This is a genomic window from Robertkochia flava, assembly GCF_020166515.1.
GTDB classification, from domain to species: domain Bacteria; phylum Bacteroidota; class Bacteroidia; order Flavobacteriales; family Flavobacteriaceae; genus Robertkochia; species Robertkochia flava.
This window is the reverse complement of record NZ_JAINZT010000006.1, coordinates 415,977-435,684: the sequence shown is the minus strand read 5'-3', so window position 1 is coordinate 435,684 and position 19,708 is coordinate 415,977. Positions and strand designations below refer to the sequence as shown.

22 protein-coding genes are annotated in these 19,708 nt (G+C 46.3%); 16 read left to right on the top strand and 6 right to left on the bottom strand.

Going from position 1 to position 19,708, the window contains the following annotated elements:
- Positions 1 to 2 precede the first annotated feature (2 nt).
- From K7R11_RS11065 to ribD, 4 genes are read right to left on the bottom strand one after another with little or no spacing between them, the layout of a single operon-like run.
- Positions 3 to 620 (bottom strand): IMPACT family protein, encoded by a 618-nt coding sequence (locus K7R11_RS11065; protein WP_224490774.1) that lies wholly within the window; start codon positions 618 to 620, stop codon positions 3 to 5.
- 5 nt (positions 621 to 625) lie between these two features.
- Positions 626 to 1,495, bottom strand: coding sequence for an EamA family transporter (locus K7R11_RS11060; protein ID WP_224490772.1), 870 nt, complete (start codon positions 1,493 to 1,495; stop codon positions 626 to 628).
- Positions 1,492 to 2,115, bottom strand: coding sequence for an HAD family hydrolase (locus K7R11_RS11055; RefSeq protein WP_224490770.1), 624 nt, complete (start codon positions 2,113 to 2,115; stop codon positions 1,492 to 1,494). The genes K7R11_RS11060 and K7R11_RS11055 overlap by 4 nt, the downstream gene beginning before the upstream one ends.
- A gap of 1 nt (position 2,116) precedes the next feature.
- Positions 2,117 to 3,199 carry a bifunctional diaminohydroxyphosphoribosylaminopyrimidine deaminase/5-amino-6-(5-phosphoribosylamino)uracil reductase RibD gene (gene ribD / locus K7R11_RS11050; protein WP_224490769.1) on the bottom strand — a complete coding sequence of 361 codons (1,083 nt, stop codon included), beginning with the start codon at positions 3,197 to 3,199 and terminating at the stop codon, positions 2,117 to 2,119.
- 29 nt (positions 3,200 to 3,228) lie between these two features.
- Here ribD and K7R11_RS11045 point away from each other — a divergent pair, with 29 nt between their 5' ends.
- Genes K7R11_RS11045 through K7R11_RS11025 form a run of 5 tightly spaced genes read left to right on the top strand, consistent with a single transcriptional unit; the run spans position 3,229 to position 7,835 of the window.
- Complete coding sequence (locus K7R11_RS11045; RefSeq protein WP_224490830.1) at positions 3,229 to 3,714, top strand: GNAT family N-acetyltransferase; 486 nt, start codon at positions 3,229 to 3,231, stop codon at positions 3,712 to 3,714.
- 31 nt (positions 3,715 to 3,745) lie between these two features.
- Positions 3,746 to 4,582: a peptide chain release factor N(5)-glutamine methyltransferase gene (gene prmC, locus K7R11_RS11040; RefSeq protein WP_224490767.1), complete on the top strand. Its 837-nt coding sequence runs from the start codon at positions 3,746 to 3,748 to the stop codon at positions 4,580 to 4,582.
- Entirely contained in the window at positions 4,579 to 5,160 is a 582-nt protein-coding gene (locus K7R11_RS11035) for an LOG family protein (protein ID WP_224490766.1), read from the top strand. The genes prmC and K7R11_RS11035 overlap by 4 nt, the downstream gene beginning before the upstream one ends.
- A 3-nt stretch (positions 5,161 to 5,163) precedes the next feature.
- Positions 5,164 to 7,164, top strand: coding sequence for an NAD-dependent DNA ligase LigA (gene ligA / locus K7R11_RS11030; protein WP_224490763.1), 2,001 nt, complete (start codon positions 5,164 to 5,166; stop codon positions 7,162 to 7,164).
- Positions 7,161 to 7,835: a lysoplasmalogenase family protein gene (locus tag K7R11_RS11025; RefSeq protein ID WP_224490760.1), complete on the top strand. Its 675-nt coding sequence runs from the start codon at positions 7,161 to 7,163 to the stop codon at positions 7,833 to 7,835. The genes ligA and K7R11_RS11025 overlap by 4 nt, the downstream gene beginning before the upstream one ends.
- On the opposite strand, the gene K7R11_RS11020 is transcribed toward K7R11_RS11025, so the two are convergent.
- Both K7R11_RS11020 and K7R11_RS11015 read right to left on the bottom strand, forming a co-directional pair.
- The gene (locus K7R11_RS11020) at positions 7,819 to 8,727 is read right to left on the bottom strand and encodes a bifunctional metallophosphatase/5'-nucleotidase (protein WP_224490759.1); all 909 of its coding nucleotides are present in this window, start codon (positions 8,725 to 8,727) and stop codon (positions 7,819 to 7,821) included. The genes K7R11_RS11025 and K7R11_RS11020 overlap by 17 nt on opposite strands.
- Positions 8,728 to 8,734: 7 nt before the next feature.
- Positions 8,735 to 9,451, bottom strand: coding sequence for a 5'-nucleotidase C-terminal domain-containing protein (locus tag K7R11_RS11015; RefSeq protein WP_224490756.1), 717 nt, complete (start codon positions 9,449 to 9,451; stop codon positions 8,735 to 8,737).
- A gap of 113 nt (positions 9,452 to 9,564) precedes the next feature.
- On the opposite strand from K7R11_RS11015, the gene K7R11_RS11010 reads away from it, so the two are divergent.
- The 11 genes from K7R11_RS11010 to coaE all read left to right on the top strand — a co-directional run bounded on the left by K7R11_RS11010 (position 9,565) and on the right by coaE (position 19,704).
- Complete coding sequence (locus tag K7R11_RS11010) at positions 9,565 to 10,089, top strand: DUF6913 domain-containing protein (protein WP_224490754.1); 525 nt, start codon at positions 9,565 to 9,567, stop codon at positions 10,087 to 10,089.
- Between the two features lie 3 nt (positions 10,090 to 10,092).
- Positions 10,093 to 10,983, top strand: coding sequence for a 4-hydroxy-tetrahydrodipicolinate synthase (dapA, locus tag K7R11_RS11005; protein ID WP_224490752.1), 891 nt, complete (start codon positions 10,093 to 10,095; stop codon positions 10,981 to 10,983).
- A 193-nt stretch (positions 10,984 to 11,176) separates the two neighbouring features.
- Complete coding sequence (locus tag K7R11_RS11000; protein WP_224490750.1) at positions 11,177 to 11,983, top strand: outer membrane protein assembly factor BamD; 807 nt, start codon at positions 11,177 to 11,179, stop codon at positions 11,981 to 11,983.
- 8 nt (positions 11,984 to 11,991) lie between these two features.
- On the top strand, positions 11,992 to 12,315 hold the full coding sequence (locus tag K7R11_RS10995; protein WP_224490747.1) for a DNA-directed RNA polymerase subunit omega: 324 nt from the start codon (positions 11,992 to 11,994) through the stop codon (positions 12,313 to 12,315).
- A 3-nt stretch (positions 12,316 to 12,318) separates the two neighbouring features.
- Positions 12,319 to 13,539 carry a bifunctional phosphopantothenoylcysteine decarboxylase/phosphopantothenate--cysteine ligase CoaBC gene (gene coaBC / locus K7R11_RS10990; protein WP_224490745.1) on the top strand — a complete coding sequence of 407 codons (1,221 nt, stop codon included), beginning with the start codon at positions 12,319 to 12,321 and terminating at the stop codon, positions 13,537 to 13,539.
- The gene (porD, locus tag K7R11_RS10985; RefSeq protein ID WP_224490742.1) at positions 13,523 to 14,410 is read left to right on the top strand and encodes a type IX secretion system protein PorD; all 888 of its coding nucleotides are present in this window, start codon (positions 13,523 to 13,525) and stop codon (positions 14,408 to 14,410) included. The genes coaBC and porD overlap by 17 nt, the downstream gene beginning before the upstream one ends.
- 57 nt (positions 14,411 to 14,467) lie before the next feature.
- Positions 14,468 to 16,129, top strand: a complete 1,662-nt coding sequence (gene recN / locus K7R11_RS10980; protein ID WP_224490740.1) for a DNA repair protein RecN — start codon at positions 14,468 to 14,470, stop codon at positions 16,127 to 16,129.
- A gap of 113 nt (positions 16,130 to 16,242) precedes the next feature.
- On the top strand, positions 16,243 to 17,055 hold the full coding sequence (locus K7R11_RS10975; RefSeq protein ID WP_224490738.1) for an enoyl-ACP reductase FabI: 813 nt from the start codon (positions 16,243 to 16,245) through the stop codon (positions 17,053 to 17,055).
- A 113-nt stretch (positions 17,056 to 17,168) separates the two neighbouring features.
- On the top strand, positions 17,169 to 18,173 hold the full coding sequence (locus K7R11_RS10970) for a glycosyltransferase family 2 protein (protein ID WP_224490737.1): 1,005 nt from the start codon (positions 17,169 to 17,171) through the stop codon (positions 18,171 to 18,173).
- A gap of 5 nt (positions 18,174 to 18,178) precedes the next feature.
- Positions 18,179 to 19,129, top strand: a complete 951-nt coding sequence (locus K7R11_RS10965) for a CdaR family protein (protein WP_224490735.1) — start codon at positions 18,179 to 18,181, stop codon at positions 19,127 to 19,129.
- A complete protein-coding gene (coaE, locus tag K7R11_RS10960; RefSeq protein WP_224490732.1) occupies positions 19,126 to 19,704 on the top strand; it encodes a dephospho-CoA kinase in 579 nt (192 codons plus the stop codon). The genes K7R11_RS10965 and coaE overlap by 4 nt, the downstream gene beginning before the upstream one ends.
- Positions 19,705 to 19,708: the final 4 nt, after the last annotated feature.

Sequence of the window (19,708 nt, the reverse complement as noted above, 5' to 3'; positions counted from 1 at the left end):
GGTTAGATACCGTCGTCTTTAGCTGATACGTTCACCTCGTAATAGGGTTCAAATGCCGGGACCACATCTCCGGCCTCACTCTTGCGAACACTTATTTCGATCTTACAGCTCATGCCCATTTCCTGGTGGATAAGGTTGTAGTTCTTTTCCTTGATCACCCGCATAACATGGCTCATGTCTTTGTATTCGAATTCCAGGATGAAATGAAGGTCAATGGTTCGTTCCACAACAGGGGACGCCTCCAGGGCCCATTGCGCGGTGGTTTTGTAGGCCTGAATTAAACCGCCAACCCCAAGCTTGGTACCTCCGAAATACCGCACCACTACCACCAGGGTATTGGTGAGTTCAAAGCTTTGGATCTGTCCGTAAATAGGCATTCCTGCAGAATTTGAGGGCTCCCCGTCGTCGTTGGCTCTGTATCTTATGCGTTCGGTGCCTAACTGCCAGGCATAGCACCAGTGTCGGGCACTGTGGTGTTTTCCTTTAAGGTCTTCCAGGAATGCTCCAACCTCGTCCTCGCTGGATACAGGGAAGGCATACCCGTAGAATTTGCTGCCCTTGTCCTTAAAAAGAACTTCTTCTCCGGGGGCTTCAAGAGTTTTGTAAATATCGTCTTTCATCAGGTTTAGCTTTTAGCCAGCGAGATCAGCAGGATACTTATCACAGCCAGAAAAACACCGATCCAGTTCCGGGGTTGCAATTGCTCCCTGAACAGGATAATACCGAATATCGTGGTAAGCATCACTATTGCAACATTATTAACAGAGAATACCACGGAGCTTTCCATGGATTCATGCCGGAGCGCTTTCAGGATGAAAAATATGGAAAAATAGTTAGGTATGCCAAGGGCGAGACCTCCGGCGATATCCCTCGGGCGAAATTCAAGCCGCTTTCTTACTGCCTTATAGGATATAATAATGAAGCCAAACAGGGCAGCGATCCCAAAAATGCTTGATGAGTATAAAGGCAATTCTGTTGGCGAAACATATCTGGTTTCCAGGTATTTGATGGTCGTGTCAATGATACCTGACCCGGCGAAAAGGATCAGGGGTAAAAACAGGTTTTTAGAATTCAGATGGGCCTTGTTGTTTTTCACTGAAACCAATACTACGGCTAAAAGTGCCAGCAGGATCCCAAAGATCTTTTGGAGCCCTGCAGATTCCCCGTAGACCAGCACCCCGAATATTACGGGAATTATCAGAGACATTTTTCCGGCTACAGAGGCAACCGAAAGTCCTACCTCCTGTGCGGTACGGGCCATCACCATGAATATCATGATAAACATGAAGCCGAGAAAGATGGTGCCGCCAAACCAGGGGCGCTCTGTTACCGATGCCATGGTCCAGGAATGATCGTACAGGAATAAACCGGTTAGGCATGCAAAGACATAATTGGTGACAATGGCATTGAAGGTATTTACATGGAAGCGGTTAAAGAGTTTAAAGATCACAAACAGCGAGCTTGAAACCAGGATGCTTAAACAGAGGTAGATCACAGGGGCAGGTCTTTTGAGAATAGTTGGGTGATATCTTCTTTTCCAGGCTCCAGGGTCCAGGTGTGTATCCCTATTTTAGCCGCAGCATTGGTATTTTCATGCAGATCGTCTATGAAAAGGGTTTCACCGGCCTGCAGGTTGTTTTGATCCAGAACGAACCGGTAGATTTCCTCATCCGGTTTTCGCATCCCGATCTCATGAGAAAGATAAAATTTCTCAAAAAGTGATCTGAACCGTTCAAAAACAGGCCTGCCCGTATTTAGCAAAACCTGTTGCATGTGAAGCGCATTGGTGTTACTTAGCAGAAATAAACGATAGGAATGGTTATTTTTCAGGTGTTCCAGGAAGGCGATGCGTTGTTCCGGAAGGTCGAGTATGATCGAATTCCAGATGCGGATCAACTCCTGCTCTGAAGATCCGGGAAGTTTAGACCGGTAGTGGTCAACGAATACCTCGGTAGTTATTTTTCCTTTCTCATACAGTTTATTGATGCGGTCGATCTCGGGATCGGGCATAAAGCCGGGAGCAACCCTGGTAATACCTCTTAGCGGGGCTTCCTTATCCAGGTTGATGAAGATGTCTCCAAAATCGAATATGATGTTCTTTATGTTCGGGGTCATGCTAAATAGTATCCTTAAGGTTTCCGGGATGTTTATACAAGTGTAATTGGTCTTTGCCGGAGTCGGTTATCTGCGTGGCCGCCTGGTTAATTTCAGGCGCTTTAATTCCCCGGCCGAAGGTTGTGGGTGTTCTGAATATCCGGGCTTCATCCCAAAGGTCAGCAGCGAGAAAGCTGTTCAAGGTAGTGGCCCCTCCTTCGATGATCACGCTTTGTATGTGCTTTTCATATAGTGTTTTCGCTACCAGCTCAGGGAGAGGTATTTTGGGGGCCATCCGGACGATCTCGAGGTCTTTTATGGCTTTGTCTGCATAATAAGCTGCGTTGGCTGTAAAGACGATGGTCGGGGTGCTCCCGTCGAGTAGATTGCTGTTTTCAGGAAGTTTCCCTGATTGGTCAAAAAAGATGCGCAACGGATTTGCGCCAAACCAGTCTCTGGTGGTCAGACTGGGATTATCTGCAAGGGCGGTGGATGTGCCCACCAGGATGGCCTGTTCTTCGCTCCGCCATTTGTGGACCAATTGTCTGGAGGGTTGATCGCTCAACCAAACCGGATGCGGTTTGCCTGAAACCCGGGTTTCAGGCAAGGGTGCCAGGTAACCGTCGGCACTCTCTGCCCATTTCAGAATGATGTATGGGCGTTTTAATTCATGATAGCAAAAAAAGCGTTTGTTGGCTTCCCGGCAGGCCGCTTCCAAAATTCCGGCAATAACCTCGCAACCGGATTCTGCCAGCTTTTTAATGCCTTTTCCGCTGACCTGTTTGTTGCTGTCCAGTGTACCCACAACTACCCGTGGAATTCCTGATTCTACGATAAGGTCTGCACAGGGAGGTGTTTTTCCGTGATGGGAACAGGGTTCCAGGGTAACGTAAAGTGTGGCTTGTTTCAGCAGTTCTTTATTCATCACCGAATTTATGGCATTGACCTCCGCGTGGGGGCCTCCGGCTTTACTGGTATAACCTTCGCCTATAACCTCCCCCTGATGAACAATAACGCAACCTACCGAAGGATTAGGGTAGGTGTTTCCTATTCCGTTTTTAGCCAGTTCCAGGCATCGCTTTATGTAGAATTCATGTATCTTCACACTCGCAAAATTACTATTTTAAATCCGCTATAAACAGTATGCTGATCAGAGAAATTCAACAAGCTGACAACGAACAGGTGGCAAAGGTATTGCGAACCGTTCTCGAGGAGCTCGGGGTACCTAAGGTAGGTACGGCTTATGCTGATCCTGCCGTTGATGCAATGTACGAGGCTTATAACAAGCCGGGAGCTGTGTATTTTGTCCTTGAAAATGAAGGGAAGATCCTTGGGGGCGCAGGTGTGGCTCAATTGGATAATTACGACGGCCCGGTATGTGAACTTCAGAAAATGTATTTTCTGAATGAGGTCAGGGCCATGGGGCTTGGCAGGAAAATGATAGACACCTGTATTGCAAAGGCCAGGGAATTCGGTTATGAACAAATGTATATTGAGACCATGCCCTATATGAAGCAGGCGCAGCAGCTCTACCTTAAGAATGGCTTCTATTATATTGATCAACCTATGGGCGATACCGGGCACTCCGCTTGTCCGGTTTGGTTGCTGAAAGATCTTTAACATGGATATAGGTGCTTTTCAACGACGTTTTATGAATCGCCTTGAGCCCGTTTATGGGCATCAGGAGGCCGCTTCCCTGTTTAAAATGGTGGGCGAAGAGCTGTTGGGATTAAAACCCTTTGAAATTACCATGGCGCGAAACCGGGTACTTCCGCAAAGTGATCTGGAGGTGATGGAGGGGGTTTTGGATCGGCTGTCCAGGCAGGAGCCCTTGCAGTATATTCTCGGAAAGGCCTGGTTTAAAGATATGTGGCTTAAAGTGAATTCACACACCCTTATTCCAAGGCAGGAAACCGAAGAGTTGGTACAATGGATCATCGATGATGGCCTGGATCCCCAAAGCCGGGTGCTTGATGTGGGTACCGGAAGTGGTTGTATTGCCATTGCATTAAAAAAGCATTTTCCGGAATCCTTGGTTTATGCCCTAGATAAAAGTGCAGAGGCGCTTGCTGTGGCTCAATTTAATGCAGGGAAGCAAAACACGGAGGTGAATTTTTCTGAATGCGACATTCTGGAGCTCATGGACCTGTCGGTCTTGCTTAAAAAGGGGGATACAGCTCCCTTTGATGTGGTGGTTTCCAATCCGCCTTATGTCCGGAACCTTGAAAAAAAGGAGATTCATAAAAATGTCCTTGAACATGAGCCTGCATCTGCCTTGTTCGTTTCAGATCGCAACCCGCTTATCTTTTACCGGAAAATTGCGAAGCTCGCCAGTCAACATTTGATGCCCGGGGGGCGTTTGTATTTTGAGATCAATCAGTATCTTGGTCGAGAAACCTATGACCTGGTAAGTTCGGAAGGGTTTTCTGAGGTAACACTGAGGAAAGACCTTTTGGGAAACCACCGAATGTTAAAAGCAATAAAATGAAAAGTATCGCCGTCTTTTGCGGAAGTTCCCCTGGTAACGACTCCCGCTATCTGGAAGAAGCCTTTAGCCTGGGGCAAATCATGGCGCAGCAAGGTCTTCGCCTGGTGTACGGAGGTGCCCGGGTGGGCCTTATGGGAGAGGTGGCCCGTGGTGCCCTGGAAGCCGGAGGAGAGGTCGTTGGGGTAATTCCGGAATTCCTTAAGAAAAAGGAAGTGGTGCATACGGGGTTAACACGCCTGATCACAACTAAAAATATGCACGAAAGAAAATTGATCCTCAACGAAGAGTCCGATGGCTTCATAGCCCTTCCCGGAGGTTTCGGTACCCTGGAAGAACTTTTTGAGATCATTACCTGGGCACAGCTGGGTTTGCATAACAAACCTGTGGGAATATTAAATTCCGGAGGCTATTACGATCATTTAATTGCCTTGCTGGACCATATGGTGTCTAAAGAATTACTACAGAGAAAATTCCGGGAATTGCTTCTGGAACACGAAAATATAAATGAATTAGTGAAACAACTGCAAACCCGGAAACCTGGTGATTTCCGGCAGCGCATTGCAAAAGATCAATTATAAGACATGGATGCCATCCAAAAGATTAAAGACCTTAGGGACGAGCTTAGCCGACACAACTACCTTTATTACGTACAGGATCGACCGGAAATAAGCGACTATGAGTTTGATATGAAACTCAAGGAGCTGCAGCAGCTAGAGGCGGCGCACCCGGAATTGTACGATCCTAATTCTCCCAGTGTTCGCGTTGGGGGAGCCGTCACCAAAAAGTTCGAAACCGTATCTCATGAGCACCGGATGTATTCCCTGGAGAATTCTTATTCCAGGCAGGACCTGGAAGATTGGGAAAAACGAATCGAACGTTCTTTGGGAACAAACGGCCTGGAGTTTGTCTGTGAATTGAAATACGACGGAGCTTCGATCAGTCTTACCTATGAACATGGCAGGTTGATGCGAGCCGTTACCCGGGGCGATGGAATGCAGGGTGACGATGTGACCAATAACGTTCGAACGATAAAGTCTGTGCCCCTGGTGCTTAAAGGGGAGGGCTATCCGGACCGCTTTGATATTCGGGGAGAGATCATCCTTCCCTTAGAGGGATTTGCTCAAATGAATCAGGAGCGTATAGAGGAAGGGGAAGACCCTTATATGAACCCAAGGAATACCGCCAGTGGAAGCCTCAAGCTCCAGGATAGTGCCGAAGTTGCCAAAAGGCCACTGGAGTGCCTGTTGTACAATCTTGCGGGTAATGCCCTTGGTATTGCCACCCAAATGGAAGGTTTGGAGAAGGCCAGGGCGTGGGGTTTTAAAGTTCCGGAAACGGCAGCTTTTTGCAGCTCGCTGGATGAGGTATTGGCATATGCCGATCACTGGGAAAAAAACCGCCACCAGCTTCCGTATGAGATCGATGGAGTGGTTGTTAAGGTAAATAACCTCGCCCAGCAGGAAGAGTTGGGGTATACGGCCAAGTCCCCGCGATGGGCCATGGCTTATAAATTTAAGGCAGAACAGGCCGAGACGCTTCTCAGGGAAATAGTGTACCAGGTAGGGCGGACCGGAGCAATAACCCCGGTGGCAAACCTGGAGCCGGTACTCCTTGCAGGAACCACCGTTAAACGAGCATCCCTGCATAATGCAGATCAGATCGCCAAACTGGATATCAGGGTAGGGGATGTGGTATATGTGGAAAAGGGGGGAGAGATCATCCCTAAGATAACCGGGGTGGATTTTTCGAAGCGATCTCCAGCTTCGGAGCCTACTACCTATATCTCCGAATGTCCTGAATGCGGCACATCCCTGATCAGAAAAGAAGGGGAAGCCCAGCATTATTGTCCAAACACCTATGGATGTCCGCCGCAGATCACTGGCCGCATTCAGCATTTTATTTCAAGAAAGGCGATGGATATCGAAGGGTTGGGCTCGGAGACCGTGGAGCTACTCTTTAAGGAAGGGTTGATCGAAAATTATGCCGATCTCTATGAGCTTACCAGAGAACAGGTTTTACCGCTGGAGCGCATGGCAGAGAAATCTGCAGAGAACCTGGTCAGAGGTGTTGAAAACTCGAAGGAGATCCCATTTGAAAGGGTGCTGTTCGCCCTTGGGATCCGGTACGTGGGAGAGACCGTAGCCAAGAAACTGGCCCGGGAATTTAAATCTGTGGAGGCCCTGAAGCAAGCGGATGCTGAACGGCTGGTCGCAGTAGATGAAATAGGGTCGAGGATCGCCGAAAGTGTGGTGGAATTTTTTAATAACGATAAAAATATCGAAATTATAGAGCGCTTACGTTCTTATGGACTGCAGCTGGAGATCCCGGAAGATCAGTTAACCCAAATGGGTACTGCGTTTAAAGGAATGACTTTTGTAGTTTCAGGTGTTTTTGAGACCATAGGAAGAAATGAGCTTAAAAAATTAATAGAAGATAACAGCGGGAAGGTGTCTTCCTCCATTTCTTCAAAAACTACGTATTTGGTGGCCGGAGATAAGATGGGGCCCAGTAAAAAGGAAAAAGCAGATAAGCTAGGGGTGCCCATCATCTCTGAATCTGAATTCTTGAAAATGGTTGAATGAATAAAATTTTACAATGGAAATGGTACCTGGGAGCAGGGCTTTTATTTATCATAGCCACTATAGCCGGCTTTGATGCGGGTCGGGAGCTCCTGCTGCTGAGCCTCCTGCCATTAGTTTTTGCCTATGCCTATAAATACAAGGTGAAGTTTAATGGGTTGATCTGGATGTTGCTCATCAGTTATTATACGGGTGATATTTTGATGTCCGGGCATGATCCGGATCTAGTGCCTGTGATGCTGGGAATCTATGCGGTAGGCCACCTCACCTTTCTGTATATTTCTTACAAGTGCATTAAGGATCTGAATGTGAAAAAGATCCTTTTTTCGGCTATTCCTTTTATCGTGCTGTGGTTTATCTATTTCAACTACAGTATAAAGGATATTTTCGGGAGTCAGATGGGAGATAATTATCCATATATCATGGCCTATTCCATAATACTAAGTTCGTTTATGATCGTGGCCCTGCTGAAATTTTTTAATGATGAGCGAAAGGAGTATTTGTTTACTTTGATTGTCGGAGTGAGTTTTGTAGGAGGGGATATCATGATGGGCCTCTACGATTATGTGACTCCGGCCCGGATTTTTGAGGTGTCCCACTCTATAGCAACGGTGGCAGCTTATTTCTTTCTGATGCGCTTTATTATCGAATTCGATTTTAAACAGATATTATAACGCCTTCTCCCCGGGTTTCTTTGTGGTCGAAATAAAAATCGATCCTTCCCAGATACAGTCCGAAACAACCTACCTGGTTGATCAGTACCGGCTGATCTTCCCGGTTGTTAACAACCTGAGGCTTGTCCATAAAGGTGTGGGTATGCCCTCCGATGATCAGGTCGAGGTCTTTGCTTTTGGCGGCCAGGACCCGGTCACTTACCTTATCAGAATCGTATTGGTACCCGAGGTGAGACAGGCAGATGATGAGGTCGCAGCCCTGTTCGTCCTTGAGTTCCCGGCACATGTCTTCACAAATCTCTACAGGGTCCAGATATACGGTTTCCTTATACTGCTTTTTATTGACCAGCCCGGCCAGTTCAATGCCAAGTCCGAATACCCCGATCTTCACCTCGTCTCTTTCAAAAATCTGGTAAGGTTTTACCAGGCCATTCATGACCGTATTGGAGAAATCGTAGTTAGCAGAAACAAAGGAGAATTTAGCATTAGGCATTTGCGCGTAAAGGCCTTCTATTCCATTGTCGAAATCGTGATTGCCAATGGTGGCGGCGTCATAGCCAAGTTTACTCATCAGCTTAAATTCGATCTCTCCTCCGTAAAAATTGAAATAAGGGGTGCCCTGGAAGATATCTCCTGCATCCAGCAGCAAGGTGTTTGGATTCTCATTTCGGATCTGTTCAATCAGGGAGGCCCTACGCGCTACGCCCCCCATATTGGGGTTCCTGGCATGGTCGGCGGGAAAAGGATCAATATGGCTGTGCACGTCGTTGGTGTGCAGGATCGTGATATGGTTCTTTGCTCTGGCCGGAGTGCAACCCTCCCAGGCAAGTCCGCTGGTTCCCAGAAATAATGTGCCTGCTAAGGTTTTTTGTATGAATAATCTTCTTTTCATGACTTCCCTAGTTTGGACCTGTAAACCGATCGTCCATTTCGGCGGTTAAGGTGTCTTGTTTTTCAAAATAATCGATCATTGCGTTTCGTATCAGGTAATCCATGGATTGCCTGTTTACCGGGTTGGCGAAAAACGTCATATTGTCACCCATGTTAGCCAGGTAATTGGAGGTGGCAACAAAATAGGTCCGGCTTTGATCCGGTTCCGCGCCGTTAATGGAATAACTCCTGAGGTTCCCGTTTTCATCAAGAGTGATCTTTAATCCTTTGAAAGGATGAGGTCGCCGGGCCGCAATAAGATATTCCACCATGTTGTCGATCTTTTCTGTAGTCAATTCGAGCACTTCTATTGTATTCTCAAAAGGCATTACCTCGTAGGCTGTTTTTCGGGTTACCGGCCCTTTTGATATTACCGATCGAATCCCCCCGTGGTTGATGAGTACGATGTCTATGGTGTTCGCGGTCCGGGATTGAAATACCGGGTTGGCCTGTTCATAGATGATGTCACAGAGTAAATTACCAATGGCAGTATTGTAACGACCTTCGGTTTTAGAAAGGGTTCTTGGTGCATAGCAAAGAACTTCGGAGAGTACTGAATCCAGGTGGGTGCGATACGGCTCGATAAATTGTTCCAGACTGTCGGGTTCTGTTAATTCGCTGGTTATGCCGATCTCATTTCCGTGAATTTCCTGGAGGTTTGGTGGGGTTTGCTTGCAGGAACACATTCCTATTATTGTTACATATATAACAAAATGTTTAAAAATATGACGCATGCCTTTTGTAATTTTGACAACGGAATCCTTTAAAGCTTTACCTTTGTGGCTTAATGTAAAGATAAATGATTTTAAAAAGCTTCAAGGAAAAAGCTATTGATAAAATTATTCGCAGGGAGCTGCAAAGTCAAAGGAATAAAGGAGGAGCAACCTTGGGAGAGGTTAGATCTCTTGCGCTGATCATCAATTATGACCAGCTGGCAGACTTCAAGCCTTTGCTGAATCTTGCGGCCGATTTATCGGTTTCCAATGATCAGGTATATATCCTGGGCTATGTAGAGAAAATTCACAAGAAGGTGAACTATATGATCCCGGTCTTTTCGGAGGCATCGGTAAAGACCAGCGGAGAGGTGAAATCCGGTACGGTTAAGGATTTCCTGGGAAGGGAGTACGATCTTCTGGTGAATTATTACAAGGATAATAATCCTGTAATGCAGCTGATGTCTGTACATACCCGGGCCAAACTAAAGGTTGGCGTTTCCGAAGGACTTTCGGCGATCAATGATCTGACCTTGTTGACCGGCACCGAAAATTTTAATGAATTCCGGCAGGAATTGGTAAAGTATTTAAAGATCTTAAATAAACAGTAATATATGATGGCATACAGAGGTACCGGAGTTGCATTGATTACTCCGTTCAGGGAGGATCAAACTGTGGATACCCGGTCTTTAGAGCGGTTGGTGGAATATACGATCGCCGGAGGGGTAGATTACCTGGTGGTTTTGGGCACAACTGCAGAATCTGCAACCCTTACCCCGGAGGAAAAGGAACTTGTAAAACAGACGGTTATAAAGACCAACGCAGGCCGCCTTCCACTGGTTTTGGGGGTTGGTGGAAACAATACTGCTGCTGTGGTTGCCGATCTGGATAAGGATGGGCTTAAAGGGTTTGATGCGATCCTGTCTGTTTCTCCTTACTATAATAAGCCAACCCAGGAAGGTATTTACAGGCATTTCGAACAGGTGGCCCTTCATGCTCCCTTGCCTGTTATTCTGTACAATGTACCCGGGAGAACAGGGTCGAACATGCTTCCGTCTACCGTGATCAGGCTGGCTGAAGACTTTGATAATATAATCGCAATCAAAGAGGCTGCAGGAGATATGGTTCAGGCGTTGCGCTTGTTAAAGGATAAGCCGGAGCATTTTATGGTGATATCCGGAGATGATATGATTACCCTGCCCATGACCCTGGCCGGTGGGGCGGGTGTTATTTCCGTTATCGCCCAGGGACTGCCGGAGAAATTTTCCGGGATGGTAAGGTCTGCAATGAACGGGAACCTGGAAAAGGCAAATGGCCTTCACTTTGAAATGATGGATATCATCGATTATATCTTTGAAGAAGGAAACCCGGCGGGAATTAAATCGATGCTCAGCCAGTTGGATATAATTGAAAGTCCTGCAGTACGGCTTCCTTTGGTGCCGGCTTCGGATGAGCTGCGCCAAAAAATATCCAAATACCTGCAAATCGGGGCGGCGTTTTTATAAATGCAGCTTTAATATCAAGAAATTCAGAAAGGTTTTAACACAGCTGTTGTTAAAGCCTTTTTTTATGCTAAATTGCGGGAGGTCCAGGCCCGTTAAAATTTTAATAAATGATTTTAATTGGGGGTGCACTCCTTTAAATTTACCGTTTTGTAAATTGTTTTTAATATTTAAGATAATTAGCTAATTTTGCCCGATGATTAAGAACTACCGAACCCTTATCGCTGGAATTGTAACCTCTGTTCTTTTTTCTTCCTGCAGTGAGTATCAAAAAGTACTCAAAGAGGATGATACGAAGAAGAAGTATGATATGGCTGAAAAGCTCTACAATGAAGGAGATTATAAAAAGGCCATACGACTATACGATCAGATCGTTCCCAATTATATAGGAAAACCTCAGGGCGAGCGTATCATTTATTTCTACGCCGACAGTTATTTCCAGGAAGAGCAGTACTATCAGTCTGCCTATCAGTTTGAACGATTCGCAAAGTCATATCCCAGAAGTGAAAAGGCGGAAGAGGCTGCTTATTTGGGGGCAAAAAGTGAATACATGACCTCTCCAAGATTCAGTCTCGATCAGTCTGATACCAATGAGGCTGTAGACCGGCTTCAGGCCTTCATTAATTCATACCCGGACTCACAGTATCTGGACGAAGCCAATGCCATGGTACAGGAATTAAGAGCCAAGCTGGATAAGAAGTCGTTTGAAATAGCGAAACAATACAACACCATATCCGATTATTTTGCTTCTATAAAGGCTTTTGAATTATTTTTAAAGGATAATCCCGGGTCTGAATACCGAGAGGATGCTTTGTTTTACAAATTAACGGCAGAGTATAACCTGGCCATGAACAGTATTTACAGCAAACGGGAAGAGCGACTCAATAATGCGCTGGCCACGTTTAACCTGTTGAAAAAGGACTATGAACAGGGTGAGTACATGGAGGAAGCCGAAGGTATGATAGCGGATATCAATAACGAATTAGAACAATTAAGTAAATAACTTATATCATGAGTGAAGTTAGAAATTCTGAAGCGCCGGTTTCGACCGTTACCTATAACCGTAACAAGATCGATGCGCCAACAGAGAACATCTACGAGGCTATTTCTGTAGTGGCAAAGCGTGCCAATCAGATCAATGCAGAAATCAAAAAAGAGCTTATCGAGAAACTCGAGGAGTTTGCTACCTATACCGATAGTCTTGAAGAGATCTTTGAGAATAAGGAGCAGATCGAGGTGTCTAAGTTCTATGAGAAGCTTCCTAAGCCACACGCTATTGCGATCGAAGAGTGGCTTAACGATAAGATTTATTACAGGAATACTGAAAAAGAGTAGGGCATGTCCATACTTAGCGGCAAGAAAGTTCTGCTTGGGATAACCGGTGGTATAGCCGCTTATAAATCGGCCATTTTGGTAAGAAGTCTTATCAAGGCCGGAGCTAGCGTTAAAGTGGTGATGACAGAGAGTGCTAAAGATTTTGTCACCCCTTTAACGCTTTCTACATTATCCAAACATCCGGTGCTGTCTTCCTTTACCAACGAGGAGGATGAAAATGATGTCTGGAATAACCATGTCGACCTGGGGTTATGGGCGGATCTTATGGTTATTGCCCCTGCCACGGCAAATACTCTCTCTAAAATGGCAAATGGGGTTTGCGACAGCTTGCTGCTGGCGACCTACCTTTCTGCTAAATGTCCGGTGTATGTGGCACCTGCCATGGACCTGGACATGTACAAGCATCCCACCACCACCAATTCATTAAAAAAATTACAGGAATACGGGAATACCGTTATTCCGGCTGCCCATGGCGAACTTGCCAGTGGCCTGGTCGGAGAAGGGCGTATGGCCGAACCGGATGCTATTGTAGACTTTATAGAGGAGCATCTTAAGGCCGCTGCCCCACTATACGGGAAAAAGGTGCTCATTACGGCAGGTCCCACCTACGAGCCTATTGATCCGGTGAGGTTTATCGGTAATCATTCCTCGGGAAAAATGGGCTTCGAGCTGGCGTGCAAAGCAGCAGCGCTTGGTGCGGAGGTGGTTCTGGTCTCGGGACCCACCCATCTGGAGATCCAAAATCCCGGCATTAAACTGATCCGTATTTCTACAGCCAGGGAGATGTACGAAGAGGTGCATCGCCATTATCCGGACACCCAAATAACCATCATGGCTGCCGCAGTAGCCGACTACAGGCCTGCACAGGTGGCTGGTCAAAAGATTAAAAAGAAAACAGCCTCCATGAATATCCCTCTGGAGCCTACAGATGATATTCTGGCTTCCCTGGGATCCGTGAAAAAAGAGCAGTACCTTGTTGGATTTGCCCTGGAGACCCAGAATGAGCTGGAAAATGCCAGAGAAAAGCTCAGGAGGAAGAATCTCAATGCTATTGTGCTCAATTCCTTGATGGATGAGGGCGCAGGTTTTGGAAAACCGACAAATAAAATTACTTTTATAAGCAAGGACGGAACAGAGAAATCGTTCCCCCTGAAATCCAAAGCCGAAGTGGCGGGGGATATTTTTAATGAAATTCTTCTTCGTTTTGATGCTAAAGAAAATTAGTTTTTTCATCCTTTTACTGGTGGGACTCAACATTTCGGCCCAGGAGCTTAACTGTACGGTTATAGTAAATTCTGATCAGGTCGAGCAAACCAACCAGCAGATCTTCCGTACCCTGGAACGATCCCTCAACGATTTTATCAATAAAACACGGTGGAGCAATCGGGAGGTAGCGCCTGAAAAGCGCATTGAGTGCAGTATGTTGCTAACCATCACCGATTACGAGAACAGCAGTTTTTCGGGTACCTTGCAGATCCAGTCAAACAGACCGGTATTTAATAGTACCTATCAGTCTCCGGTTTTTAACCACCAGGACAAGCAGTTCAGTTTTAATTATGTGGAGTTTCAGCCGCTGTTCTATAATCCTAACGTGTTTGAATCTAACCTTACGGCGGTGATCACCTATTATGTGTACGTGATCCTGGGTATCGATGCCGATACCTTTTCCAGGGAGGGAGGCACTCCTTTTTTTAAACAGGCGCAGAATATCGTCGGGCTTGCTCAGGGGAGCGGGTATCAGGGATGGCAGCAAACCGACGGGAACAGAACCCGCTGGGAGCTTGTCGATAACCTCTTGTCTAATACCTTCAGGGAATACCGGCTGGCACTGTATAACTACCACCGATTAGGGCTGGATGGTATGACCGAGAACACCTTGCTGGCCAAGCGCTCCATGGCAGCCTCGATGAATCTTTTTGAGCGTCTTAACGAAAACCGTCCAAATTCCTTTGTGCTTCAAACCTTCTTTGATGCCAAATCCGAAGAGATCGCCAATGTCTTTAGCGGGGGTCCGCAAATGGATACAAGTGCCCTGGTGAGCATCCTTTCCAGAATAGCCCCGCTATACAGTGATACCTGGTCGAGGATTAACTGATCCTCCTGTTTTTTTCGACTGTAAAATACCTTTATATTTGGGGGAAAATCAAAGACCTTGTTAAAATCTCTTAGTATTAAAAATTATGCCCTGATCGATGAGCTCCAGGTGAGCTTTAACGAGGGCTTTACTACCATAACCGGAGAAACCGGGGCCGGTAAATCCATTCTGCTTGGAGGGTTGTCGCTGATCCTCGGGAAAAGGGCAGACCTGAACAGTTTGAGAGATGCTTCAGAAAAGTGTATTCTGGAAGCCACCTTTGATATTCGCGGGTATGGATTGCATGCATTTTTTGAAGAAGAAGATCTTGACTTTGAGGAAATGACCATTTTGAGAAGGGAGATCCTTCCCTGTGGAAAATCCCGGGCCTTTATTAATGATACCCCTGTAACCCTTACGGTACTCTCCGGGTTGGGAGAGCAGTTGGTGGATATTCATTCTCAGCACCAAACCCTGAAGTTAACCGATAACGATTTTCAGTTTCGTTTTCTCGACGCAGTAGCCGGGAATTTTGAATTGCTGGAGGCTTATTCGGCCAAACTTAAGACATGGAGATCCTTGGGTAAACAATTATCCCGGCTACAGGAAGAAAAGCGGGAATCCCTCAGGGAGTACGATTACAATCAATTCCTGTTAGGGGAGCTGCAGGAAGCCAAACTGGAAGCCGGCATGCTCGAAGAGCTGGAAGAAACTTATGAGAAGCTCAATAATGTGGAGTTCATCAAGGAACAACTGGGATATGGAGTGCAGCTGCTGGAATCGGAACAGTTTGGAGTTCTTGGGCAATTGGTTGACCTGAAGAACGCCATGAAAAAACTTTCTTCTTTTGGGGAAAGATATCAGGAGCTCGCCAAAAGAATGGAGTCTGCCTTCCTGGAACTCGATGATGCGGGAAATGAGCTCAAGACCATGGAGGAGGAGTTGGAAGATGACCCTCAGTTGTTGGAGCGTACCAATGAGCGCCTGCAGCAGATCTATGATTTGCAGAAAAAACACGGGGTTGCCGGAATGGATGAATTAATAGCCATTCAAAAAGCGCTGGAAGATAAGGTTTTAGCTACAGAGGGGCTGGATGAGCGTATTGAACAGATGGAGGCTGAGGCGGAAAAACTCAGAACCCAGCTGGAGGAACTGGCATCGCAGATCCGGGCGAAACGATTAGAGGTGGTTCCCGGGCTGCAAAAGAACCTGGAAAGCGCCTTAGGTCCGCTGGGTATGCCAAATGCAAAATTTGATATCCAGCTGGAGGAAACAGATGATTTAAGAGGCAATGGGAAAGACGATCTGCAGTTCCTCTTCTCCGCGAATAAAGGAGGGGTGTTCAGCGAACTGAAGAAGGTGGCCTCGGGAGGGGAGTTGTCCAGGATCATGTTGGTTATCAAATCCATGTTAGCCCGTTATATGAAACTTCCTACCATTATGTTTGACGAGATCGATACGGGGGTTTCCGGGGAGGTATCTAACAAAATGGCGGGGATCATGAAGGAGATGAGCGCTACCATGCAGGTGTTTACCATTACGCACTTACCCCAGGTAGCAGCAAAGGGAGATAAACAATTCAAGGTATTTAAGGCCGATGAGGCAGGACAGACCGTTTCCAGTATGAAGGCCCTGGAGGAACAGGAGCGTATAGAGGAGCTGGCAGAAATGCTGGGAGGGAAACAATTATCAGACTCTGCCCTTGCCCATGCCAGGGAATTGCTCACTACCAAAGCCTGAGGTGTTTAAGGGGCAAGGACCTTAAAATGCGGGTGTTTCAAAATTTTTTAGAATAATTTCAATATTTTTGACCCGCAATAAACAACTGATAAGCAAAATTAACATTTAAGCATATGTCTTATAATCTATTAAAAGGTAAGAAAGGAATCATCTTCGGAGCCCTGGATGAGAATTCAATAGCGTGGAAAACAGCGGTAAGGGCGCACGAAGAAGGTGCAGAATTTGTATTGACCAATGCTCCGATCGCCATGCGTATGGGTCAGATTAAGAACCTGGCAGAGCAAACCGGATCGGAGATCATTCCGGCAGATGCTACCGATATGGACGATCTGGCCAACCTGGTGGAAAAGTCAATGGAGATTCTTGGCGGAAAGATCGATTTTGTACTGCACTCCATCGGGATGTCCGTCAACGTGAGAAAAGGAAGAGCCTATACCGATCAGAATTACGGGTTTACCGAAAAAGGATGGGATGTCTCCGCGTTATCCTTCCATAAGGTATGTCAGACCCTGTATCAGAAGGATGCCATGAACGAGTGGGGTAGTATTGTTGCCCTGACCTACATGGCCGCTCAGCGTAGTTTCCCGGATTATAACGATATGGCCGATAATAAGGCTTACCTGGAGTCGATCGCAAGAAGCTTTGGTTACTTTTTCGGAAAAGATAAAAAGGTACGTGTAAATACCATTTCCCAGTCGCCAACGCCAACTACCGCAGGACAGGGGGTTAAAGGTTTCGACGGGTTTATTGCCTATGCAGAGCAAATGTCCCCACTGGGGAATGCATCGGCCGATGACTGTGCAGACTACACAGTGAGTCTGTTCTCTGACCTCACCAAAAAGGTGACCATGCAAAACCTCTTCCATGACGGTGGTTTCTCCAATACCGGGGTAAGCAATGAAGTGATGGAAAAATTTATGGAATAACCAAACGAATATGAGTATGAAAAGGCCACCTGTAGTAGGGTGGCCTTTTTTATGTTGAGAATCCCTACTTTTGCACCCATGGAGGATTCGCAAAGCGTCCTGCACGACGAGCTATGAATATATCTTTTTCATTTATTATACCGGTATATAACCGACCCCGGGAGATTCGGGAGTTACTTCACAGCATGACACTTCTGGAAGGGGAGACCCCTTTTGAGGTGGTGATCGTTGAAGACGGCTCTGAGAAGGATGCGCAGGCTGTGGTGGAGGAATATTCGGAACACCTCAGGATCGCTTATTTTAAAAAAGAGAACAGCGGACCCGGGGATTCGAGGAATTACGGCATGCGTCATGCACAGGGTAATTATTTTATTATTCTCGATTCGGACTGCCTGTTGCCAACTTCCTATTTGCGGGAGGTGGAGACAGAGTTGCAGCGGGATTTTGTGGATTGTTTCGGGGGGCCGGATGCGGCTCATGCTTCGTTTACTGACCTGCAAAAAGCGATCAACTTTGCGATGACCTCGTTTTTAACCACCGGAGGTATCCGGGGAGGTAAAAAAGCGGTAAGCAGGTTCCAGCCCAGAAGTTTTAATATGGGGATCTCCAGGAAAGCCTTTGAGCAAACCGGAGGCTTTGGAGTGATTCATCCCGGAGAAGATCCGGACCTCACCATAAGGATCTGGGCTGCGGGCTTTATGACCAGGCTTTTTCCAAAAGCCTTTGTATATCACAAGCGAAGAATATCCTGGAAAAGCTTTTATACCCAGGTAAAGAAATTCGGAATGGTACGGCCCATTTTGAATTCCTGGCATCCACATACACGACGAATTACCTATTGGTTTCCGACGATCTTTACAGCGGGGCTGTTCCTGGCCCTGATTACGTCTTTGTTTGGATGGACCTTCCTCGGGTATTTTTATATCGTGTATTTTGCCCTTGTGTTTTTGGCTGCCCTGGGTGCAGAGAAGTCTGTTAAGGTGGCCTTAATGGCGGTTTTTGCGGTGCTGGTGCAGTTTTTTGGATATGGAACGGCCTTTGTTCGCTCTCATTTTTTAATTAATTTACTGGGTAAAGATCCGGAGCAGGTTTTTCCGAATTTATTTTTTAACAGATAAGCCCTATGGTAAAAAAAGTAACCCAGGCCTTAAAGAAACCAAAATCCCTTGCCTTTCTGGGGTTTTTGATACTTTCCTTTATAATTTGGTTGATGATCACCCTGGCCGATATATATACCTCGGTGATCCGGCTGGATCTCACCTATAATAATGTTCCGAAAGAGAAACTCATGCTCGGAGATCCCGACAGATTTGTTGATGCCAGTGTGAATGCGAGCGGCTACCGTTTGCTCAACTACAAATTATTCAGAAAAGACCTGTCTTTGGATGTAGCTTCCTTTAGTTCCCGAAGACAACGGTATTTTCTAAGCCGAAAGGAGCTGGAAACGCAACTGAAAGATCAGTATGGAGGTATTGAGGTTCGACGGGTATTCAAGGATACCCTTTGGCTGGCCCTTGGAGAGAATAAATTTAAAAAAGTGAAAGTGGTTCCTGATCTCTCCGTGAATTTCCAGGAAGATCACGAATATTCGGAGCCCCTTAAAGTGGTTCCGGACAGTATTGAGATCAAAGGGCCGGAAGATGTGGTAATGGCTATAGACAGCCTGGTTACTGAAAAAGTAATGATGAAAGGAGTTAAGGAAGATTTTAATCGCAGGGTAAGGGTGTTGATCCCCGATTCGATTCGTAAGATCGAACTGGAGCAATCTGCAGTGATACTTACCGGAACCGTGGCCCGGTTTTCAGAAAAGATACTGGAAGTGCCCCTTGTGGTGGAAAATATTCCTGAAGGCGTGACCATCAAAACCTTTCCCAGAAACATTCGCCTGTTGTGTAAGGCGAGTATCAGTGATCTGAAACGCATGGTGCCTTCAGGGTTCCGTGTAGTGTGCGATTATAATGATATCAGTGCCAATCAGGCTTACCTACTGCCAAAGGTGGTGGAGAAACCATCCTTTGTGAGAGAGGTGACCTTACTTGACAATAAGGTGGAATATTTAATCAACAGATCATGATCGTAGGACTGACCGGAGGAATAGGGAGCGGTAAATCAACCGTAGCTGCCATGTTCGGCGAACTTGGGGTCCCTGTTTTTATTGCAGACCTGGAGGCGCGAAAACTGCTGGAGGAAGATGAATCGGTGAAAGAGAAGGTACGTGATTTGCTCGGGGATTCGGCCTTTGTGGACAACCTTCCGGACCGCAGGTATATTGCTTCTGTTGTCTTTGATAATAAAACACTTCTCGATGCGCTTAATGCGATCATTCATCCTGCAGTGGCCCAGCGCTTTCAATTGTGGTACAGCAGGCAGCAATCGCCTTATGTGATCTATGAGGCTGCTATTTTATTTGAGCATGGAGGCCAAGCAAAATGTGACCAGGTGATCCTGGTTACCGCGCCAAAGGAGATCCGGATTTCCAGGGTGATCAAAAGAGATGGGGTAAGCAGGCAAGAGGTGCTTGCACGTATGGAAAATCAATGGCCTGAGGAGCAAAAAATTCCCCTGGCAGATTATGTGATAGAAAACATTGATTTGGAGGAAACATTGAGGATAGTGAAAAAAATTCACTGTTTTTATGTTAAAAATTAAAAAA